19 protein-coding genes are annotated in these 21,238 nt (G+C 40.0%); 11 read left to right on the top strand and 8 right to left on the bottom strand.

Going from position 1 to position 21,238, the window contains the following annotated elements; all coding sequences use genetic code 11:
• Window positions 1-17 precede the first annotated feature (17 nt).
• From petJ to ACFFRD_RS19970, 3 genes are all read left to right on the top strand, one after another.
• Complete coding sequence (petJ, locus tag ACFFRD_RS19980; protein ID WP_392482888.1) at window positions 18-353, top strand: cytochrome c6 PetJ; 336 nt, start codon at window positions 18-20, stop codon at window positions 351-353.
• 181 nt (window positions 354-534) lie between these two features.
• Window positions 535-1,554, top strand: a complete 1,020-nt coding sequence (locus ACFFRD_RS19975; protein WP_392482887.1) for an aldo/keto reductase — start codon at window positions 535-537, stop codon at window positions 1,552-1,554.
• 54 nt (window positions 1,555-1,608) lie between these two features.
• Complete coding sequence (locus tag ACFFRD_RS19970; RefSeq protein WP_179072450.1) at window positions 1,609-2,562, top strand: alpha/beta fold hydrolase; 954 nt, start codon at window positions 1,609-1,611, stop codon at window positions 2,560-2,562.
• A 146-nt stretch (window positions 2,563-2,708) separates the two neighbouring features.
• Here ACFFRD_RS19970 and ACFFRD_RS19965 read toward each other — a convergent pair whose 3' ends face one another.
• Complete coding sequence (locus ACFFRD_RS19965) at window positions 2,709-3,077, bottom strand: BON domain-containing protein (RefSeq protein ID WP_114080076.1); 369 nt, start codon at window positions 3,075-3,077, stop codon at window positions 2,709-2,711.
• A 347-nt stretch (window positions 3,078-3,424) separates the two neighbouring features.
• Between ACFFRD_RS19965 and ilvN the strand changes: the two genes are divergently transcribed.
• From ilvN to ACFFRD_RS19935, 6 genes are all read left to right on the top strand, one after another.
• The gene (gene ilvN, locus ACFFRD_RS19960; RefSeq protein ID WP_114080075.1) at window positions 3,425-3,943 is read left to right on the top strand and encodes an acetolactate synthase small subunit; all 519 of its coding nucleotides are present in this window, start codon (window positions 3,425-3,427) and stop codon (window positions 3,941-3,943) included.
• A gap of 1,088 nt (window positions 3,944-5,031) precedes the next feature.
• Entirely contained in the window at window positions 5,032-5,640 is a 609-nt protein-coding gene (locus tag ACFFRD_RS19955; RefSeq protein ID WP_392482886.1) for a hypothetical protein, read from the top strand.
• Between the two features lie 226 nt (window positions 5,641-5,866).
• Window positions 5,867-7,651, top strand: coding sequence for an OmpA family protein (locus tag ACFFRD_RS19950; RefSeq protein ID WP_392482885.1), 1,785 nt, complete (start codon window positions 5,867-5,869; stop codon window positions 7,649-7,651).
• 38 nt (window positions 7,652-7,689) lie between these two features.
• Window positions 7,690-8,166 (top strand): Rab family GTPase, encoded by a 477-nt coding sequence (locus ACFFRD_RS19945; RefSeq protein WP_242060884.1) that lies wholly within the window; start codon window positions 7,690-7,692, stop codon window positions 8,164-8,166.
• On the top strand, window positions 8,167-8,568 hold the full coding sequence (locus ACFFRD_RS19940) for a hypothetical protein (protein WP_190963897.1): 402 nt from the start codon (window positions 8,167-8,169) through the stop codon (window positions 8,566-8,568).
• A gap of 39 nt (window positions 8,569-8,607) precedes the next feature.
• Entirely contained in the window at window positions 8,608-9,744 is a 1,137-nt protein-coding gene (locus ACFFRD_RS19935) for a sensor histidine kinase KdpD (RefSeq protein WP_179072445.1), read from the top strand.
• A 183-nt stretch (window positions 9,745-9,927) separates the two neighbouring features.
• Here ACFFRD_RS19935 and ACFFRD_RS19930 read toward each other — a convergent pair whose 3' ends face one another.
• Both ACFFRD_RS19930 and ACFFRD_RS19925 read right to left on the bottom strand, forming a co-directional pair.
• Complete coding sequence (locus tag ACFFRD_RS19930; RefSeq protein WP_392482883.1) at window positions 9,928-12,150, bottom strand: pentapeptide repeat-containing protein; 2,223 nt, start codon at window positions 12,148-12,150, stop codon at window positions 9,928-9,930.
• A 9-nt stretch (window positions 12,151-12,159) separates the two neighbouring features.
• Window positions 12,160-13,167, bottom strand: coding sequence for a zinc-dependent alcohol dehydrogenase family protein (locus ACFFRD_RS19925; protein WP_392482882.1), 1,008 nt, complete (start codon window positions 13,165-13,167; stop codon window positions 12,160-12,162).
• Between the two features lie 1,078 nt (window positions 13,168-14,245).
• On the opposite strand from ACFFRD_RS19925, the gene ACFFRD_RS19920 reads away from it, so the two are divergent.
• Window positions 14,246-14,407, top strand: a complete 162-nt coding sequence (locus ACFFRD_RS19920; protein ID WP_392482881.1) for a hypothetical protein — start codon at window positions 14,246-14,248, stop codon at window positions 14,405-14,407.
• A gap of 17 nt (window positions 14,408-14,424) precedes the next feature.
• Window positions 14,425-15,912: a right-handed parallel beta-helix repeat-containing protein gene (locus ACFFRD_RS19915; protein WP_392482880.1), complete on the top strand. Its 1,488-nt coding sequence runs from the start codon at window positions 14,425-14,427 to the stop codon at window positions 15,910-15,912.
• A 503-nt stretch (window positions 15,913-16,415) separates the two neighbouring features.
• On the opposite strand, the gene arsS is transcribed toward ACFFRD_RS19915, so the two are convergent.
• The 5 genes from arsS to ACFFRD_RS19890 all read right to left on the bottom strand — a co-directional run bounded on the left by arsS (window position 16,416) and on the right by ACFFRD_RS19890 (window position 21,001).
• On the bottom strand, window positions 16,416-17,405 hold the full coding sequence (gene arsS / locus ACFFRD_RS19910; protein ID WP_392482879.1) for an arsenosugar biosynthesis radical SAM (seleno)protein ArsS: 990 nt from the start codon (window positions 17,403-17,405) through the stop codon (window positions 16,416-16,418).
• Window positions 17,406-17,457: 52 nt separating this feature from the next.
• Window positions 17,458-18,417, bottom strand: coding sequence for an anion permease (locus ACFFRD_RS19905; protein WP_392482877.1), 960 nt, complete (start codon window positions 18,415-18,417; stop codon window positions 17,458-17,460).
• A gap of 194 nt (window positions 18,418-18,611) precedes the next feature.
• Entirely contained in the window at window positions 18,612-19,580 is a 969-nt protein-coding gene (gene arsM, locus ACFFRD_RS19900; RefSeq protein ID WP_392482876.1) for an arsenosugar biosynthesis arsenite methyltransferase ArsM, read from the bottom strand.
• 258 nt (window positions 19,581-19,838) lie between these two features.
• Window positions 19,839-20,519 (bottom strand): response regulator transcription factor, encoded by a 681-nt coding sequence (locus ACFFRD_RS19895; RefSeq protein ID WP_392482875.1) that lies wholly within the window; start codon window positions 20,517-20,519, stop codon window positions 19,839-19,841.
• 194 nt (window positions 20,520-20,713) lie between these two features.
• A complete protein-coding gene (locus ACFFRD_RS19890; RefSeq protein WP_392482874.1) occupies window positions 20,714-21,001 on the bottom strand; it encodes a Mo-dependent nitrogenase C-terminal domain-containing protein in 288 nt (95 codons plus the stop codon).
• Window positions 21,002-21,238 lie beyond the last annotated feature (237 nt).

Below are 21,238 nucleotides of genomic sequence, written 5' to 3'. Positions count from 1 at the left end.
AAATCGGGAGACGTTGATTGAAAAAACTACTCACATTAGTATTAGTAACATTTCTGCTATTGTTCAGCGCTTTTACTATGCCTGCTATGGCAGCAGACATAGTTAACGGTGAACAAATATTTAGTCTTCATTGTGCTGGTTGTCATATTAACGGCAGCAACATAGTTAGGCGGGGTAAAAATCTCAAAAAGCAAGCGCTGAAAAAGTATGGTATGGATTCAATAGAGGCAGTTACATCTATAGTTACCAATGGTAAAAATAATATGTCAGCCTACAAAGATCGCCTTACTGAACAGCAAATTACAGATGTTTCTGCTTACGTTCTCGAACAAGCTGAAAAAGACTGGCGTTAGAAAGTTAGGAGTTAGGAGAGACGCGATTAATCGCGTCTTTACAAGAGTTAGGAGTTTTAACTCTAGTCGTCGTAAATCATTCATAATAAAGTAGAAAAGTTAAAAGGCTGTAAAAAACCGCTTTTCAACTCACTAATTATTAAATCTGCTCACTTCCAACTTCTAACTCCAAAAATCGAAAATGAACTTATCCACAGCGAGCCGTCTCCAATTCACTCCCGATTTGAACATCTGTCGCATCTTAAATGGTATGTGGCAAGTCTCCGGCGCACACGGACGGATCAATCCCCAAGCTGCCATTGAGACTATGTTCAAATATTTAGATGCAGGCTTTACCACTTGGGATTTAGCAGATCATTATGGCCCTGCTGAGGACTTTATTGGTGAGTTTCGCTGTCAACTAATTGATACTCGTGGCAAAGACGCTTTATCTAAGGTGCAAGCCTTTACAAAATGGGTGCCTCGTCCAGGTAAAATGACAAAGAAACTGGTTGAGGAAAACATTGATATTTCCCTGAGAAGGATGAATGTAGAATCGTTAGATTTGATGCAATTCCACTGGTGGGAATATCAGGATAAAAATTATCTAGATGCCCTGAAATATATGGCAGAACTCCAGACTGAGGGTAAAATTAAGCATCTAGGTTTAACTAATTTTGACACGGAAAATTTGAAGCTGATTACTGAAGCAGGCATCAAAATTGTTTCTAATCAAGTGCAATTTTCTCTTATTGACCGCCGTCCCGAAGTTAATATGGTGGAATTTTGTCAGCAGCATGACATCAAGCTTTTTACTTACGGTACACTGTGCGGCAGCTTGTTATCAGAAAACTATTTGGGTAAACCGGAACCGCGAGGATCTGATCTGTCCACTGCTAGTTTGAAAAAATATAAAAATATGATTGATGCTTGGGGGGGTTGGCAATTATTTCAAGAATTGCTAGCTATTTTGAAGGAAATTGCTAATAAGCATAAAGTAAGCATCTCTAACGTGGCAGTGCGTTACATTTTAGATCAGCCAACTGTGGGTGGTGTGATAGTTGGTGCCAGACTTGGGGTATCTGAACATATAGAAGATAACGCCAAAGTATTTAGTTTTAGTTTAGATGCTGACGATCGCGATCGCATCAGTGCCGTATCTCGACAGTCACGAGATTTGTATCAGCTAATCGGCGATTGCGGCGACGAGTATCGCCGCTAATTATCGGGAAACAGGTAATAATAGTATCTTCATGCTGATGAATTAAAGAAGACCGTGACCACTACACTGCACTGGCAAGAACGGGTTGGTAATCAAAGAGATTGGGTTTGGCGGGGCTGGCAAACCCGCTATACTTACATTCGCCCTAGCCAAAATAACCACAAAACACAACCTCTGATTCTGTTACATGGCTTTGGCGCTTCCATTGGTCATTGGCGACATAATTTAGAAGTGTTGGCTGAACATCACACAGTTTACGCCATTGATATGCTGGGTTTTGGCGCTTCTGAAAAAGCCGCAGCTAATTACAGCATTGACTTGTGGGTTGAGCAGGTTTACGATTTTTGGAAAACTTTTATCCGTCAACCGGCGATTTTAGTAGGCAATTCCAACGGTTCACTGATTTCCATGGCCGCCGCCGCCGCTCATCCCGACATGGTGCTGGGTATAGTGATGATGAGTTTACCCGACCCTTCCCTAGAACAAGAAGCAATTCCTCCCGTGCTGCGGCCCCTTGTCAGAGCAATTAAAAATGTGGTCGCTTCGCCATTAGTTCTTAAACCTGTGTTTAACTTCGTGCGCCGTCCAGGGGTGCTGCGTCGCTGGGCTAGTCTTGCCTACGCTAACCCAGAGGCGATTACCGATGAACTTATAGAAATTTTAGCTGGGCCTCCTCAAGACAGAGGTTCAGCGAGGGCTTTTAGTGCTTTGTTCAAAGCTGCGATCGGAATTAACTTTAGTCCTAGTGTGAAGACAGTATTACCAACCTTAACAATTCCGATGTTGTTAATTTGGGGACAAAAGGATCGGTTTGTTCCCCCAGCCCTTGCTAACCGATTTGCCCAATACAACCAAAAATTGGAAGTGCTGAACTTAGCAGACGTGGGCCATTGTCCCCATGATGAATGTCCTGAGCAAGTCAACCAAGCTATTGTAGATTGGATTGAGAGATGGGTTAGCGACCGCCAACCCCCTTACACTTTCCCAGCTTTGCCGGAAACTGTCTAAGAGGGGCCTTTGTTTATACCGCGCATTCATCAGCTAACGTTGTCGGCGACTCTGTGAAGAGATAGATATAAGGCTTTTGTTATGCAATGGGAGCGATCGCGCCACCCAATATCTTTGCGACCATTGAACTGGGAATTACTTAACGCCTAGCCAATCGTGGCTTGGTTAGTGTCAACATCTGTAGTTCCATGCACAGAGCGAGCTACAGAAATCATCTTATTAAGAATTTCTTGGCTGGGAACTTTGCCTTTCAATACTACAGTACTACCCGTTTGAGCAACCCAAAGGGTATTAACATCATCAAGTTGGGGATCTTCATCAAATGCCAAAGCTACCCGCTTTGCCAACCCACTTTGGTCATATTCGCCACTTAATCCCAGACGTTCTGGGGGTATGGATTGAGTAGCAGTAGGAGCAGCAGTACTACTAGGAGTTTGTGCTATTGACTGCGGAGTAGGATTTACTTCTGCATTTTGAGGTTTTTCCATTCCAAATAGTCTTTGTAACCAACTCATAAAAATTTTCTCCTAATTAGAGGCTTATTGAGTGGAGTATAAAAGCTTTACGAAAATGCCGCATCTACCAATGAAAAGATATCCATTCCATAAAATTCCTCCTTGCAGGATAACTTTTGTCCAATTTTTTATTTCTAGAGAATGCAATGAGTGCAGCTATTGAGTTTACAATAAAAGGTCGCACTGATAATTAGTGCAGTAGTACGCCACAACAGAAATCAGCATACATTTGACAAAATGTCAAGAGTTTGTAACTCAATGAATTTTGACTTTTGAATGAGTGAATTCTGCAAAGCGGTACTAGTTTCTGCGTTCCTCAAATCCTGTTCTAGCCTCTGTTGGCGAAGATGAAACATACCCTTTCAGTTCTCGTAGAAGATGAGGCGGGTGTTCTTTCCCGCATTTCTGGTTTATTCGCCCGTCGTGGTTTTAATATTGAAAGCCTTGCTGTTGGCCCTGCTGAACAGGGAGGAGTCTCCCGAATTACAATGGTTGTACCTGGTGACGATCGCGTGATCGAGCAACTCACCAAGCAACTATACAAGTTAGTCAATGTCCTCAAGGTACAGGATATTACCGAAACTCCTTGCGTCGAGCGAGAATTGATGCTTGTGAAAGTGAATGCGAGTAGCAGCAATCGCTCAGAAGTGATTGAACTGTCTCAGATTTTCCGGGCGCGAGTCGTGGATGTAGCAGAAGATTCTCTCACCTTAGAAGTTGTGGGAGATCCAGGCAAAATGGTAGCGATCGTGCAGGTGTTGCAAAAATTTGGTTTAAGAGAAATCGCCCGCACTGGCAAAATTGCCCTGACTCGTGAGTCAGGTGTGAATACCGAGTTACTCAAATCTTTGGAAGCAAAAGTTTAGTTGGGATTTTAATCAGCACATAAATCAAAGACAGCAGAAGTCATAGTGGCAATTGTTACTATGACTTTTGCTGAAGGACTTATAAAAAAATTGCAGGATAATTTAGAGTGATAGCTCAATCGAACGCTGAGATGATGTTTGAAAAGTATTATGCGAAACGCAACAGTCAAAGTCATCAAAGACCTAACTCTTGACCCTCTACCCGACGCAAAAAGGCTGAATTCAAAGCCTCTCGACCTTTCGGGGAGAGGAATAGAAGCGGGGTTTATAGTATACTTTACAACTTTAAAATATTCTTAACCGAGTAGTATTGCAATATTTCCTTAATCAAATTATCAAATTAATTTTGGGACAATAATTTCTCAATTTTTTCATATATCTAATTTCAGACTTATAAATTTAAATTGAATTTTCTCGTTTAAATTTGCACTTTTATTTTGAAAATATGGAGATTGAATTCGTTAATTATTAATCTTGATTGCAATTTAGATACCTTTCCTTTGCTCTCAATAAGTATTGATATTGAAGTTTTCTACACTTAGTGCAGTGTCGTTTAAGTGTAAAATTATACTATAAATATCTAAGTACTTTAGCACAATAAAATAAAACTATGTAAAGAAAAATGAACTAGGCTAAAACCCTTATATCTATTGCCTATTTCCTATTGACTGTTGCCTATTTCCTGTCGCCTGATCCCAACGACAATTATTTACGCCCGCTTACTTATGCAGGCTGAAGCAATGCGAACGAAAGAACAATGGAAAATCGAGTTTTTTTGACTGGTGTACACTGTAGCCGATATATCAGGGAGATTAAGAGAGATAATTTAACTTGTGTGTACACCGTAGTCAGAGCAGGAAGAGGAATGGAAGCGAGGTTTTGCAGATAAGAATGAAAAATCGGCTTCTCCATAAGTAGCTTGCGAAATTCATCATTACTTTGGCTAAAGATTGGATGTTTTCCTATATATTCAAGTAGATGTAATTTTTTACGTATAAATATAATTTATACTTATTAGTACCTCTGCTGTGGATATAGTATCAAAATTAACATCAAACCAAAATTTAGTTTCCCAAGGAATTAAAAATATGAACTCACCTGAAGAATACATCAATAATAATTCATCAAATATAGAAAAACAGAATTCGAATGCAAACATAAATGAGTTGCAATTTAGTAATAACGGTATGAGTGAAGGTAGAAACTTAGATAAAGTTAGAGAAATTCTTTTTGGCAATCAAATACGGGATACGGAAAGAAGATTTACCCGTCTAGAAGAACGTCTAATTAAGGAATTGGGCAACGTGCGAGATGAAACAAGAAAACGTCTAGACGCTTTAGAAATTTATATTAAACAAGAAGCTGATTCTTTAACGCAGCGCCTAAAAAATGAGCAGGACGAGCGTGACTCTCAGGTAAAAGCAGTTGCTGAAGAAAGTAAAAGCATAATTATATCTTTAGAAAAAAAGATTACTCAATTTGATGAACAAGCGACTAATAGTCAACGAGAGTTGCGCGAGCAGATTCTCAACCAATCTAAAAGCTTACAAGATGAGATACAACAAAAATCTCAGGAAATAGTAGCTTTAATAGAACGGGAAGCTCAAGAACTTCGCAGAGAGAAAACGGATCGTTCAAATCTTGCGGCTATGTTTACAGAGTTAGCTATCCGGCTGAATGCAGAAAATAAGTCTTGAGCTAAGGAGTTGTTTGAAAATTTTTTCACTATGAATTTTGGCACTTTTATATTCTCCTTACCCCTATGAGAAAGGGGAACTTAAAAGAATTTAAAAGTTTTAAGACAAGAATACTTTCAAAATATCCTCTACTCTAAGGTTAAAAGATTTTTACCTATCGGTACATCTCTTCTGTTTACAACAGAATGCTACTTGATGATAAATTGTGAATTGGGGAATTTTGGTAATGAATGACTATTCAAAAAATCCAATACCGAAAGCATCCTCTGAAGGTTTGGACAGCAACAACCAAACCTTCGAACTTAATGATGAACTAACTATACTCCGTAGTTTGCTTCTGGATATTGAGCCGACTAAACTTAAAACACTTTATGAGCGATTAGAAAACCCTCAAATTCTACCAGAAGATATTAGCAAGATGCTTCCAGAAGCTGTTATCTTGCGCTCAAAGCAAGATAAACAACTTGGGGAAGTAATGGTATCAACTGTGGAAAATGCCATTGAAGTTTCTGTTAAACAAGACCACAATGTGCTTTCAGATGCATTATTTCCAGTTATTGGGCCAGCTACTCGCAAGGCGATTTCCACGGCTCTTGAGGAAATGATGCAATCGATGAATCAAACTCTGGAACATAGCTTGTCTCCACAGAGCTTTAAATGGAGGCTAGAAGCACAACGCACAGGAAAATCATTTGCGGAAATTGTGCTGTTACGGACGCTAGTTTATCGAGTTGAACAAATCTTTTTGATTCATAAAAAATCAGGGTTATTGCTGCAACATTTAGTAACAACGCAGATAACAGTTCAAGATCCAGATTTAGTAGCTGCGATGTTGACAGCTATCCAGGATTTTGTCAAAGATTCCTTTAAGGTACAAAAAGTAGATGGGTTAAAAAGTTTACGCTTTGGAGAAGTCATAATTTGGATTGAAGAGGGGCCGCAAGCTCTAGTAGCAGCGATGATTCGAGGGAATCCTCCTCAAGAATTAAGGTTAGTTTTGCAAGAAGCGATAGAAAAAATTCACCTGAAGCTAGGTAGAGAAATTAAAAATTTTACAGGGGAAACAGAAGTATTTCAGGCCAGCCTGCCTTATTTAGAAGCTTGTCTGGTAGTTCAGTATAAATCTGCGGCTAAAAAAAATTATACCTATGCCTGGGCTTTCTTGGGCGCGATCGCGATCGCTTGTGGGACTTGGGGCTTTTTTGCGATAAGAGAACAACTTCGTTGGCAAGCATATCTCCAAAAACTCAACTCTCTGCCAGGAATTGTTGTGATTAACACCAAGCAAGCTTTTGGCAAATATTTTATTTCGGGAATGCGCGATCCTTTAGCAATAGATCCCAATACACTAATACAACAAACAAATCTTAATCCCAAAATAGTAATTAGCCAGTGGCGACCTTATCTGTCTTTGGAGCCACAATTTACTGCCAAAAGAGTTGAAAAATTGTTGCATCCTCCCCAGACTGTATCATTAAGGGTTGATAACAACGGTATTCTTAATGTAACTGGTTATGCACGCCGTAAATGGATTTTAGAAGCACGGAAATTATGGGTATTTATTCCTGGTATCACCCAATTTCAAGACCAAAAACTCGTAGAAATAGAACTTAGCGAGTTAGAGTTATCTAAAATCAAGATAGAAAAAGAAATACTTTTTTTTACAGAAGGAACAACTGAGTTAATGCCTGGTGAAATTGACAAATTGCCTAATTTGTTTTTATCAATCCGCAAATGTTTGGATATTGCCCAGTATTTAGGTAAAAATGTGCAGATTCAAATAATTGGACATACTAATAGTGCTGGAACAGAACGAAGAAATAGACCGCTCAGTCAAGCTCGCGCTAATAAAATTCTATCTTATTTAAAATCCCAAGGAATCAAGATAAACCAATTTCAAGCACTAACTGTAAGTTCTAGCCTAACTTCGCAGCCAGAATTAACGCCAGAATCTAAAGAATTTAATCGGAGAGTATCTTTCAAAGTATTAATAAATAATACCTCTAAATAAAATTATATCAATTTATGGTTATCCAGAAGAAAATTTGTATGATAGGTGCATTTGCTACAGGTAAAACTAGTTTAGTAGCAATGTTTGTCCACAGTATTTTTTCTGAAAAATATCATACTACTGTGGGTGTAAAAATTGATAAAAAAGCTATAGAGATTCAAGATAAAAAAATCAACCTTATCCTTTGGGATATCTATGGAGAAGATGAGTTTCAAGAATTACAAATGTCTTATTTGCGAGGTTCTGCTGGTTATTTATTAGTTGTAGATGGTACTAGGTATAATACTTTACAAAAAGCTTTTGACTTACAAATAAAAATAGAAGATGCCATTGGTCAAGTTCCATTTATTTTAGTCATAAACAAGTTGGATATAACGGATGAATGGGAAATTGAATCTGCTGAGATAGATGATGTTATACAAAAGGGTTGGACTGTGATTAAAACAAGTGCCAAACATGGTATTGGTGTAGAAGAAGCTTTTCAAACTCTCGCTAAAAAAATATTGGATTGCTAAATGTTGGATGTCCCTGTTTTTGTAATTGCCTATATTCTAAATTTGCTAACATCAGAGTCTTCTCTTGGCTATCTGTTGGTTAATAAAGATGGTAGCCTCTTGACTTGGGGTGGTAAATTGGCAGCTTATGGAATTACTAACCTCCATAAAGGCACAAATGCAAAAGAGCAAGTTATTTTTCTAGAAGGGTTACTACCATTAGATGATACTTCCATATTTTTACCATTCATCCAAACAGAGTATGGCAGTTGTGTAGATGTTCATATATTACCGACGAAAGAAGCAGATTGGGTATTGCTGTTAGATAGTAGCTGTGATAGAGATTACCTCTTTCCTATTCAGCAAAAAGCAAATGATTTCAGATTATTATACGAAAAATTAAATAAAAAGTTAAATTACTAACCTAAAGTCAAAATTAATTGATTGTATCAGGTTTAACTCATGAATACATCGATCGCGAATGATATACTCACGGCTTTGAACATTCTGGTGTTAGAGAAAATTGATGCAGGTTTATTTAAAATTATTGGTAATATACCTGATTGGTTAAATCAATTTTCTTGTAAAAATTTAGCATCAGGAATGAATATATCAATACCACATGAAGAGTTTTCTTTTTTAAATAATTTTTTAGTTGATGCCGAAAAATTTTGGACTAACAATAATACTAAAAAACTCAGTTCAGGTTTATGGACTGAAATAGATGCAACTGGACAAGAATATCAATTTAAAGCTTATGCCATTTGGGTGGATAATAAGAAATTTTTATTGATTGAGGCGTTGGAAGACTCTTATCAAGAACAGCAGTATATTCTCCAAAAAGCTAGAGAATATAAATTGATTTATCAGCAATTACTTAAAGATAATCAAAAAAAAGATGTTCTAGTTCATTGTCTTGTCCATGATATAGCAGTGGAATTGAGCGCTATAAACTGCTGTTTTGCACTACTAGAATTTGAAAACCTAACGCCTAAAGGAAAAGAATATTTAGAAACTGGTATAAAGCAATGTCTCAAACAAGAGATGCTGATTAAAGATATTTTAGACGCTTTTTCTACTGAAGCAGCATTAACAGAAAATTCTCATATCGATATTGAAGAAGCACCTAATATCTTAAGTTCTATACAAGAGGTAATTGAATTTTCAAAACTGAACTTTGCCCTTAATAATATACAATTACAGCTTGCTACCAATATTGATATGACAGCAGACTGGAAAGTTATGGCAGATAAATCTCGTTTAGATAGAGTGATTTCTAATCTAGTAGAAAATGCTTATAGATATAGTAAACCAGATTCTATTGTGACTATTGGTCTACAACTGGATGGGCAATATGTTTTAGTTACTATAGATGATTGTGGTTTGGGTGTACCGCCAGAAATGGAAAAGAATTTATTTCAAAAGTTCTCTCAAGGCAAAGGTAAATCAGGGAGAGTTGGTTTAGGTCTTTATTTTTGTAGAATCACACTTGAACGCTGGGGAGGTATGATTGGTTATTTACCTCGTCTTGAAGGTGGTTCTAGATTTTGGTTCCGCTTGCCAAGACTAGCATCAGTGTTGACATACTCCCCGGCGTGAACGCACGGTGATTCTGGAGTAATAAGTAATAAGTAATGAGTAAATACCCATTTTTCATCCACTCATTACTCCTTACTCATTACTTTAAAGCATTGCGTGAAGCACGGGGTTTCAGACCCATATTTTTGATGAGTTAAGAAGTGTCCCGCTTAATAAATTCATTACCGCTAATCGCGTGGTAAGCTACTTCAGATAAATTAGCAAATTCAATCCCGGAATTGTACGAGAAAGAGTCCACAAAACAAGAGTAATGTAAATTACACCTAAACTCCATTCATACCAAGCTAGTGCAGAGATGATGCCTGGTAAGTGTTCGTCTCGCAGGCGAATGTCGTTAAATCCTAATTTCACTAAGTTGTTGAGACTAAAATCATAGTAGTTTAGCCAGTTCCAACGGCGATCGCTCAGTAAAGGCATATATCGTTCACGAAATGTCTGATTCCTTGGTATCACTGGTAAACGCCCAATCAACAATCGTAACTGGCGAAATGTGCCATCCTCGGTGAAGTAAGAAACGTTCATTAAATCGTGATAACGACCTTGTTGGTAAAGTCGGATCAATAATGCTAGCGGTACGGGGACAATAATTATGAAAAGACACCCCAATGTCAGCCAAGGTTGTTGAGCATTGCGAAAGATGGCTAGTAAGCTCAAGAATTCTAAAACGCTAAAACTGACTAATATCGCAATGGTTTCGTAAGATGTGGGAATAATTGGTACGGGATGCAGGCGGCGATAGCGATCCACTAGCCAAAATAGTAAGCCAAAATATGCGATCGCAACTCCTCCCACGCCAAACACTAACCAAAAATTTGTCCCATAGCCACTCAACAACAGCAGTACACTCAATCCCAACCAACTCCAAGCTTGCAGTAACCACCCACCAATAGAAAGGGATTCGCCAACAATTAAGCGATCGCTCAGTTGTGTATATTTTTCTAAACCAATGTCTGCTAAAGTCAATAACTCACTACTGTTGCGAAAGGATTTGATCAGACGACGCTGGGCGATCGCTGCGGCTTGAGTTGGGGAAAAACCCAGTTTAATCAAACTGGCAACACTTGCACTATTAATATTTGTAGCTGTCAAACGGCGGCTCATTTCTACTAATCGCAGCTGTTGTTTTGTGTATTCCAGTTCATTAGCATCGGCAACTTGTTGTTGCTGACGGAAATTTTGCCCCAAATTCCGCAAGATATTTTGATTACCTTGCAATGTAGGAATGCAGAACATCTTCCCAATTTGACCAGGATTACCTAAAATTTTTGCTTGGTTAGAGTTAAAAGTTAAACCAGGTACGCTTAGACAAGCTTCTGGAGAAAACCTGGCATCGCTAAAATCTGCTTGATTGAGAATACTTGCACCTTGTAAATTAACTGATTGATTAAACTCCACTTCTCGAAATATGAGAGCTTGCTCAAAAGTCGCATCTGTTAAAAAGAGAAACTGATTAAAATTTGCTTTAGTAAACTGGGCTTGATTGGCAAAGCGGACATCAGAAAAATCAGCATTTTCTTGCCATTTCACACTACTAAATTTAGCCAATTGCTTAAAACTTGCCTGGTTGAAGTTAGCAATTTTTTCAAATATACTCCCTTGAAAATCAGCGAATTCCTGAAATTGGGTTTGTTTAAAATTAGCTTTTTCAAAAAAAATACTGCCCTGAAAATTGCTTGGTTGCTTAAATTTAGTACCACTAAAGCTGACGGGACGACCAAACCGGGTTTCAGCCCAATTCGTGGATTGGAGAAAAGTTGCACCTTGAGCATCTACAGACTGAAGAAAGAATGTATGAGAGAACTTCATTTCGCCATTGAAGCGAGTTTGCACGAGTTTCAAGACACCACGAAAGACGGCAATTTCACTGGATGGGGTTGGCTCTGTTCCCAAAAGCGATCGACAATCTTTGGAGTTCGCTAGTGATTCTAGACAAATAAAGCGCAAACGTGCTAGTTCTTCTTTTTCAGTAGCTGTGAAAATCGGAGCAATAGCTTGGGCGTATAAGGAGGTTCTTAAACCTAAATCGCTGCCCACAAAATCCCCTAAAATCAGGGCATAGCTGAGGTCTAAACCCAGAGGTTTTGTACCTAGCTCTTTTCGCAGTAGTTGGTAAAAAGCATCACGAAAGCTAGCGTTTTCGGGGCGCAAATCAATCACCATCTTCTGCAAATCTACGGTCAAATTGCCTTCACGGAGTGTGGGTGTGCGGAGACGTTCTTGTAATAATTCTAGAGTTAAGGGTGTGCGTTCTGGTTGCGTTTGTGCTGCTGAAGTAGGTAGGGGGAGGAGGAGAAGTAAAACGCAAAGGAACGCAAAGGAAAGCGCAGAGGTACGCAGAGAGAGCTTTCTGGTTATCTTTGCGTTTAACCTCTGGGTGCATCTATGTTTAAAAAATAAATTATGCAAATTGTTCGATCATTCGTCGCTAATTAGTAGAACAATTTTACCCGTCACAGAACCGCTTTCAATTAGTTGGTGTGCCTTAGCTGCTTCTTTTAAAGGAAACTTGTGAGTAACATGAATTTTTAACTTGCCTTCATCGATCCAGGTGGCACATTGTTCGAGAATTTCTGCATGGTGCTGGAGGCTGTCTTCCAATCCTAGCAATGCTGGTGTCAGCATTAATTCTAAGCTAATGCGTAAATTACGTAGTCTAGCAGTTTTCCAAACAGTATTGGCATCTGGTTCGAGAATCGTCACAATATCGCCATATACTCGCACTGCGGGGAAAGTTTTGTGAAAGGTTTCGCCACCTACAGTATCAAAAGCCAAGTCTACGCCTTCGCCGCCAGTCCAATCTAATACCGCTTGCACAAAGTCTGTTTGTTTGTAAAAAATTACATGATCAGCACCGAGTTCTTTGACAAAATTAGCCTTTTCTTCAGATCCCACTGTGGTAGAAACAGTAGCACCTTTGAGTTTCGCCAATTGAATTGCTACATGACCGACACCACCGGCACCCGCATGAATTAAAACCCGTTCCCCAGGTGACAATCGCCCCCGTTCGTATAAAGCTTCCCAGGCGGTGATTAATACTAAAGGCGCTGCGGCTGCTTCGGCAAAGGAGATAGAGGCCGGTTTACGTGCTACAAACCGCTCATCCACAACGGTATATTCAGCATAATTGCCTTGGTGTGCGCCCAAGCCGCCGTAGCAAAAATATACTTCATCGCCTGGGCGAAAACGCTGAACCCCAGCACCCACAGCCTCAACTACACCAGCACCATCACATCCTAAAATTGTCGGCGTGCGATCGGGGTAGAAAGTGCCTCGGCTACGAAGTTTAGTGTCAATGGGGTTAATGCCAGCTGCCACCAAACGCACTAAAAGTTCAGTATTCCCTACGGGAGCCGCAGGGTTTGGCACTTCCTGTACTTGCAGAACTTCAGGACTGCCAGCTGCTGTCATCAAGACTGCTTTCACAATTCTTTCCTCCTGGCTTTAGATGCACATTCTTATGCAACTTTAGCGCAAGAGGGTAGACACAAAGTTATGTCTGAAGGAAAACTAGTTAAGCAAATTTATCTGGTGAACTACTCCGCCGTAAGACGGACGGAGCTTCCCAATTCATCGGGAATAGCTTCCAGAACTCCATAGTTCTAGTTAGTCTGACATTCCCTCCAAGGGCAGGAGTCCTGGTTCCCAAGACCCAAATTTTTTTCTTGCAACATATACCTATTAGCTTGGTTTTCGCTTATGGCATTGATGGTCAATATCAAATAATTTTATCAGAAAATTCTGGGGATTCGTCTATACATCTGATATTGATTTTTTGCTTATGCAAAAACAAATATCAGATGCAATCCTTATCCCCCGCTCCCTATCCCCACCTTATGAGTACATTGTTCGCGTTAGCGTCTCGCAGAGAAGGTGGGGACTTCCGCGACACGTTAAAGCAGGGGTAGAATTCGTAACTCCTAACTCAGCACGGGCTAAACCTTAGCTATCCGCTAACGGAACTGTTTTGCTGTATAGCCAGAAATTAAATGACATCTAGACAAATTCATGTTATAAACCAAGCTTGTCTACTGCACACTTACAAACCTTAGTATTAATTCCACTTTTAACTATAAGAGTGTGAACTCTAAGGTAGAGGGTGTAAATTCACGCCAATAAATCTTAATACTCTGGTAAAAGATAGAGTGGTAGGTTTTTTACAGTTTATCTATCGATAGGTACTGGATAAAAATTTCTAAGTAGTCTTACTTCCTCGTTGCAAGGACAAGGAATAGTTCCCCGCCGCAGTACTTCTTACGGTGGAAAGCCTTCTATTCTTTTTCCTGTCATTCTTTCCTCATTTCTCTGTTCCCTTGCGTCCATCGCTTTTCTCTCTTTTGAGTAATGATAAAGACTCTACGCTCCCTTTTTTCTTACGCAGCTTTAACTACTATTGCTTTGGTAGCTGTAGTCACAACCCAGTTAGTAACTACCCAAAAAACTCCTGCGATCGCTAACATTACACCTACCGTTATTCATTCGTTTAATAGCAGTAATAAGTCCGATGGTTCCACTTCAGAGGCAGAATCTGTACAAAACAGCGATCGTAACCTTTACGGTACGAGGTACGGGGGAGGCGCAAAAGTCGCGGCTACCCAATCTACCACGAGCTTGTACGTCTATGTATCTCCCACGGGAAGCGACACCGGAGGCGATGGCTCGCTAGGCAAGCCATTGAGGACGTTGGCCTATGCAGCAAAACGAGTTCAACCGAATCAAAACTACACGATTTACCTGAACGCAGGTGTCTATAGGGAAACGGAAGCGACGGTACTTCCGCCGGGAGTGAATATCGAGGGAGCAGGTGAATCAAGCGTGACTATCACTAGCAACAATGCGATTCCTGCTCCAGGAATAAACACAGGTAGCAGCGACTGGAGCCTTTTGCATTATGGAAGCATTATTCAGCTTGTCTCGCCTAGCTACTCAGGCTCAAGCCCTAGGTACGGGCCTCCTTCTGAGATGGTTGAGGCGACAGACGGCAATCAGACCTTAAGCGGCTTCACCATAGACGGGAACGGCAAGATCATCAAAGCCGGTGTCTGGGTGGAAAATCGTAATAACGTGACTATGCATAATGTCACGTTCAAAGATTTCCAGCACAGCGGTGCAGTTTTTACCCGTGGCAATATGTGGTGGTTCGTCCCGCTTCCAGAGGGAAAGTGGATGAAGAACACAACGATATATGATTGCACGTTTATTAACTCCGCAGCTGATGGAGTATCGGGAGGATCTACTGGTAACTTGAGACTTGGAGGGCTAGATGGCGCTGACATCTACAACATTACTATCCGAGAAAATAAAGGATACGGCATCAAGTTCATGCATGTAGGTCATCTGCGTAACGTGAAGATTCACGATTGCGACATCCAGGTTCCAGAAGTTGATTCCCAGTGGAGCGAGGATGCTTCCATTGAACTTTGGAATTTGAGTTATGGAAACGAAATCTACAACGTTACCTGTAATACGTGGTTATCGATGGTTAATCATGCAGTAATGAATGATTACCAGCCGACAGCTACACACCCAAGCAATCTCAAGATGCGAAACGTAAGAATAAAAGATATTGACGGACAGAGTGTTAAGGAGTCAATCGAGGTTGCCTTGAGTGGAGTTGAGATATCTGACTCCTACTTTCAGGATAAGGGCTTTGGTATTGCGATCTGGGGAGGGAAAGCATGGGGCGGAAGTATAGAAAATCACAACATCAACATCCACAATAATATTTTCGCAAATGTCGCTCGTAAAGTTCAATTTGGTTTCGGGAACAGTACTGCCGTCTTCATTCCCGATTTAGCTACCAACATCAAGATTCACAACAACGTGTTCGATACCTTGGGGAATAGCCTACAGCTCAACTCCGCAGACAAGATATCGATCAAAAATAATGTGTTCTTGAACTCTCAAGGAGACGATGTGCAAGGAGGTAATAACATTGCTTTCACTAATAATCTCCGCAGGCATACGAACCCAGCAAAACCAACTTGGCAGGTCCGATTCGCGGCTAATGCGACAAACATCCAGGGTGATCCAAGATTTACAGGTACAGGCGACCGTTGGAACTCTTACTACAAGGCAGCTTCGTCACGCAGTCTTATGGTGGATAGAGGAACTAATGTAGGACTTCCTTACTCTGGTTCGGCACCTGACATCGGTCGATGGGAGTGGTAAAAATACTTGTTGGGTTTAGGGGGAAAGGGAAAAGGTTAAAAGGGAAAAAACCTTATATATCGAGTCTTCCACTCCTTTTTCCTTTTAACCGAGCAGTATTGGGAGTGGTAAGGAAAGTTGATTTAATAAAATCCAAATTTTTGGATCGGAGTTTGGCTATACCAAAGCCTTAAAGGATAATGTACAGTGACAAATTATTAATGTCATCGAGGGTGTGAAAGCTTGAACTCTCTAGTCTTAAGCTTAGAAACGGCACAGGGAACTTACAAGCTGTATCAACACAAATTGTTGTCAGTCTAAAGTGGATAAGGATTTATTTGATGACACGAATTTGTCTCAACATCATTTAATTTGTCACTGTACAAAAAGGGAAAAAACCGCGAAACATTATGTTTCACGGTTTTCAGTGTGGTGTAAGGAGCTTAACTAAATCTCATCATAAAGTAACAGCCCAACAACAACGCACTGGTAACAATTTTGGTAACAGACTTTTTTTAGCGGCCTTAGAGCAAAGCACCACCACAACTAGAACCACACCCAGCAGTACAACCATAGCAATAAGCAGCAGTTTGGATCTCACTAATCAGGTCTAGACTGCCAGCTTCTAGCAATTTGCTAACTGTTAGTGCTTCAGAATTGCCAGTTTTTGCAGGCAAATTCATCATCTGGTTAAAGTCACAATCATATACATTTCCTAGATAGTCAATTGAAAGTTGATCGCGACACATCAAATGTTCAACTGTGCCATGATTAAAATTTGACTCTAAAAACTGTAAATAGCTACTGTACAGTTTTCTCCGTTCTAAATGTATTTTGGTTCTACCAACTGGTAGGTTGGTAATGGTGAAGAGGTTGTTAAATACAATATTAAAATGTTCTTGCAAGAACATTTTGTAATCTTGTTCTAGGTTGGTCTGTTCGGGAGCTAAGGAAAATGTTTCAGTAGTGGGTAACTGGGGATTAAATACCAAGTCCAAAATTAAATTTTCATCTTTACCATAGCCGAGTTGGTTAAGCCACTGCAAAGCTTTGACTGAACTATCAAAAACGCCATAACCACGCATTTTATCAACATTGTCTGCTAAATAGCATGGTAGGGAAGCCACAACTCTTATTTGGTGTTGAGTAAAATATTCTGGTAAATCAGCAAATCCATCTTCAAAATAAATAGTCAAATTAGACCGGACAATCACCTGCTTGTCGGTTGCTCTTGCTGCTTCTACTAATGGCTTAAATCCATAATTCATTTCTGGTGCGCCACCAGTCAAATCCACAATTTTAATTTCGGGAAATTTATGGATTAGCGAAATCAATTGTTCGCAAATTTCATGAGAAAGTTCTTCTGTACGTTTTGGCCCAGCTTCGACATGACAGTGTGTACAGGCAAGGTTACAACGCTTACCTAGATTAATTTGTAAAACAGAGATCCCCTTTTTTGCCAAAGGAGAATTTAGTTTATTTTTAAATGGTGTAATTTTTGATTGAGTTTGCATTAGCTACTATTCCTTAAATATGGCAAATATGGCAAAAATATACTCAATGTCTCTAACCTTGTAATAATCGGTAAATTATTCCACTAATAATTGCAGCAGTAGGTAAAGTTAAAATCCACGATAATAGTATCTGATAAAAAACACGCATGTTGGCTTTTTTGCCAGTCAAACCGACTCCAAAAATAGAACCAACTGAAACATGAGTGGTAGAAACCGGAAGTCCAAACAGACTAGCTGCAATCACTAGAATTCCAGTTACTATATTTGCTGATAAGCCTTGAGGAGGATTCAATGAGGTAATCTTTTCGCTCATGGTGACAGCAACTTTTTGGGAGTTGAGTAAACCGCCAAGTGCCATTGCGATCGCAATTGTGATCATTCCTCCCTGCACCGAAAAATACTCAATAACTAGAATGAGTGAGGAAATTTTGGGAGTATCATTTAATCCTCTAGCAAAACTCACAACTCCGGCGCTGAGAAAATGGCAAGTATCAATCATTTTCTGATTGATTGGTAGATTCCATTTGGAATTGATATAGCCAGATAAGCTGTAAATTGCTGCTCCGAAGGGAATAGCAATGATTGGACTGAGAAATAGAGGCAAAACAAAGGAAGTTCCCAAAACGGCAAAATTGACTTTGAGTCCGATCGCAACTAAACCAGCGCCAACCAGCGCACCGATTAAACTGTGAGTTGTGGAAATGGGAAACCCCATAAGGGTGGCTATCAGTACAGTTAGACCAGTTGCGATCGCAACTGCGAGATGAAATTCTGGTGAATTAGCGATCGCATCAGGTACTAGTCCCTTACCAGAGAAGTTTTTAATTAGTGTACTTGCCAAAAAAGTTGCAGTTGCCGCACCACCTAAAGTTGTGAAAGTTGCCCACAAAATTGCTGTTTGATAGCTGCTAGTTCGGCTACCAAACAACGTTGCTACCCCTTTAAAGTTGTCATTGGCACCATTAGAATATGCTAAAAAAAGCGTAGCGATAAATAAACTAATTAACAACATTTTGGGGTTTATAAATAAGAAGCCAGAATCCAGAATCCAGAATTAAGAATGCAATTTTTAAAATATTCCAATTATACATTCATACCCCAGCGATGCACTGAGCTTGTCGAAGTGTCGTACAGAATAATTCTGTTAGCGGTAGCGGGGCGTTTAGCCCATTCTGACTCCTGACACCTGAATTCTGTCTTAAGAAATTAACAGCAACCACCACCGCTATAGTGCCAAGTTGAATTGGTAACAATTATTTCTGCTGGCTTGATAGCTGCAAGTTTAGCGGCAGTCTTATCACACACTGCTGCGGGAATACCTCGCTGGAATAAGTGTCCTGCTGAGTCATCGAAGAAGGGTTCAGAACCAGCATAAATTGCTGTTTTTCCAGTGAAAACACAAGCACCATCTTCTGGAATATCAACTTTAAAGGAGACAGAATCCAGGCTTTCTAAAAGTAGGTGTTCGTCTAAATTATAAGTCTGAGAATCTAGTAGGCGATAAGGACGACGGGCGCGAATTTCAACTTTACCAAAGCCAGCATTTGTAATCCGTTCAGTATACTCTTGATATGTGAGTGCGCCTGATAAACACATGGCTCTGAGTCGTTCATCTTGTTGAAGATGTGCTGGAATTTGACTAGTGGCAATTGGATCGCTCATCTGCAAACGTCCACCTGGTTTTAATACCCGATAGGCTTCTTTTAAAGCACGGTTTAAATCTTCTGGTTCAAAAATGTTGAAAAGACAATTCTGTGCCACTATATCGACGCTAGCATCAGCAACGGGTAAGTTAAAAGCATCACCTTCGCAGATTTCTACAAAACTCGTGTCAAACCACGGGTTTTCTTGAGCAGCAATTTCCAGATTGCGTGCGGCTGCTTCTCGCATGGCCCCAACCGGTTCAACGGCAATTACAGCACCTGCATAGCGGGAAAAATAAGCGAATTGCAACGCTTCTAAGCCGCCACCAACGCCCACATAAAGCACAGTAGGCTGATTTCCTAGTTCGGTGGAGTGAACGGTAGTGCCACAACCATAGTTCATTTCCTGCATAGCCAAAGGAATTTTCAACCCTGGTAGTTGCAGGGGTGTACTTTGCACACAACAAAGTCCAACTTGCGGGGTTTCGGCAACTTCGCGGTAAAATTGCGCTGCTGTTTCTAGATAAGTCATGCAGTTTTAGATTTTTAGATGATGACAGCTTTGTGCATCCTAATATAATTAACCCTGAGTTGGATGAGTTATTGCTCAAATTGCCAAAAACCCCAAATCTTCCTAGAACAGAAAACTTTGAGGTTTTATCGTTATTTCACACTGGATAGGGGATGAGGGACAAGGGGACAAGGGGACAAGGGGACAAAAGTTTAGAACTTACAACAAGTCTTTCCCCTTGTCCCCAATTCTCCTTGTCCCCAAGTCCTCTTTCCCATCTCAAATTCCATCATGCAATGTGTAGCCAACACCACTCACAGTTTGAATGAGACACTTTTCATTATTGGCTTCAAGTTTCAGACGCAGGTAGCGTATATGAAGTTCGATGATGTTGGCATCGCTCATGAAGTCGTAAGCCCAGACTTCTTGTAAAATGCGATCGCAGGTAATTAGCTGTCGTGGATGGGCCAGTAAATATTCCAGTAAATCAAATTCCTTAGCAGTTAACTCAATTAACCTTTGATCTCGGTACACTTGGCGCGTGCGACGATTTAAACTCAAGTCTTCAAATTCTAAAACATCTGCGCTGTCTACTTGCCAATTTCTTCGCAGGTGAGTGCCAACTCTAGCCAATAATTCATCAACACTGAAGGGTTTAACGAGGTAATCATCAGCACCAGCGTCTAAGCCTACAATGCGATCGCTTACTTCATCTTTGACGGTTAATAATATTATTGGCAATTTATCACTAATATTTCGCAGGTGGTGGCAAATCTCTAACCCCGATAAGCCAGGCAATACCCAGTCTACAATTACTAAATCTAGATGTAACTCACGCGCTGCGGTGAGTGCAGTTAATCCATCGTAGGCAATACTGACTTGATAGCCTTCATAATTTAATTCTAATTCGACAAATCGCGCCAGTTTGACTTCATCTTCAACCAGTAAGATGTGCGTCATGATGATGTTAATGATTTCAGCAGGGTACGGTAAGCAACAATACGGTCTGGAAACACTTGAGCGAGGTGCTAGCTACTTACATAGCCAAACATCTAAATTAGGTGTACGTTAGCTTAGTATAAACCTGAGTAAGTAACAACAGTATATTTGAAAATACCGATGGCTGCTTAATCAAAGAACGATCAAACTGACTATTAGCAATAGATTGTGACATCTTCACCACATTTATCGGCAAGATAACAGAGCGCTTTAAAACGCAAACCAACCACTTGCTCATATAGGGGATTTAATTTACACATCGGAGGAATATGAAATAGCTTCCGACCAAACAGTGTGATATCTTGCTCAAAGGGACACTGAGCAGGAATAGCTTTGCACAAGAAATGAGCCAATTTAGAGTTATGAATTTCTATCTTTTCCAACCACTCGCGCACTGGATGTAGTAAATCATTGTGTGACCGTATTTGAATAAAGCTTGTCATAATTTTTCACCTTAATAATTTCAAACTAGATTGAGTTTGTTCTATTTGAACCTCTATAAATACATACACTTAGGTTCTATAGTTTTATGCACTGATTCCTAGTTCGTTCTCTACAGAGATAGAATGAATCTCTAGGTACACTGTAAACTACACATTCAAGGGTCAAAATTCCTGATGATTTCTACAATTTCCAAAAACTTTTGCAACAAATGAATTGGCTAGCTGTAACTCACTGGG

The sequence above is a fragment of the Nostoc sp. C110 genome, from assembly GCF_043099725.1.
Classification (GTDB): domain Bacteria; phylum Cyanobacteriota; class Cyanobacteriia; order Cyanobacteriales; family Nostocaceae; genus Nostoc; species Nostoc muscorum_A.
Note: the sequence above shows the minus strand (reverse complement) of the source record. Positions and strands in the feature narration are given on the sequence as shown.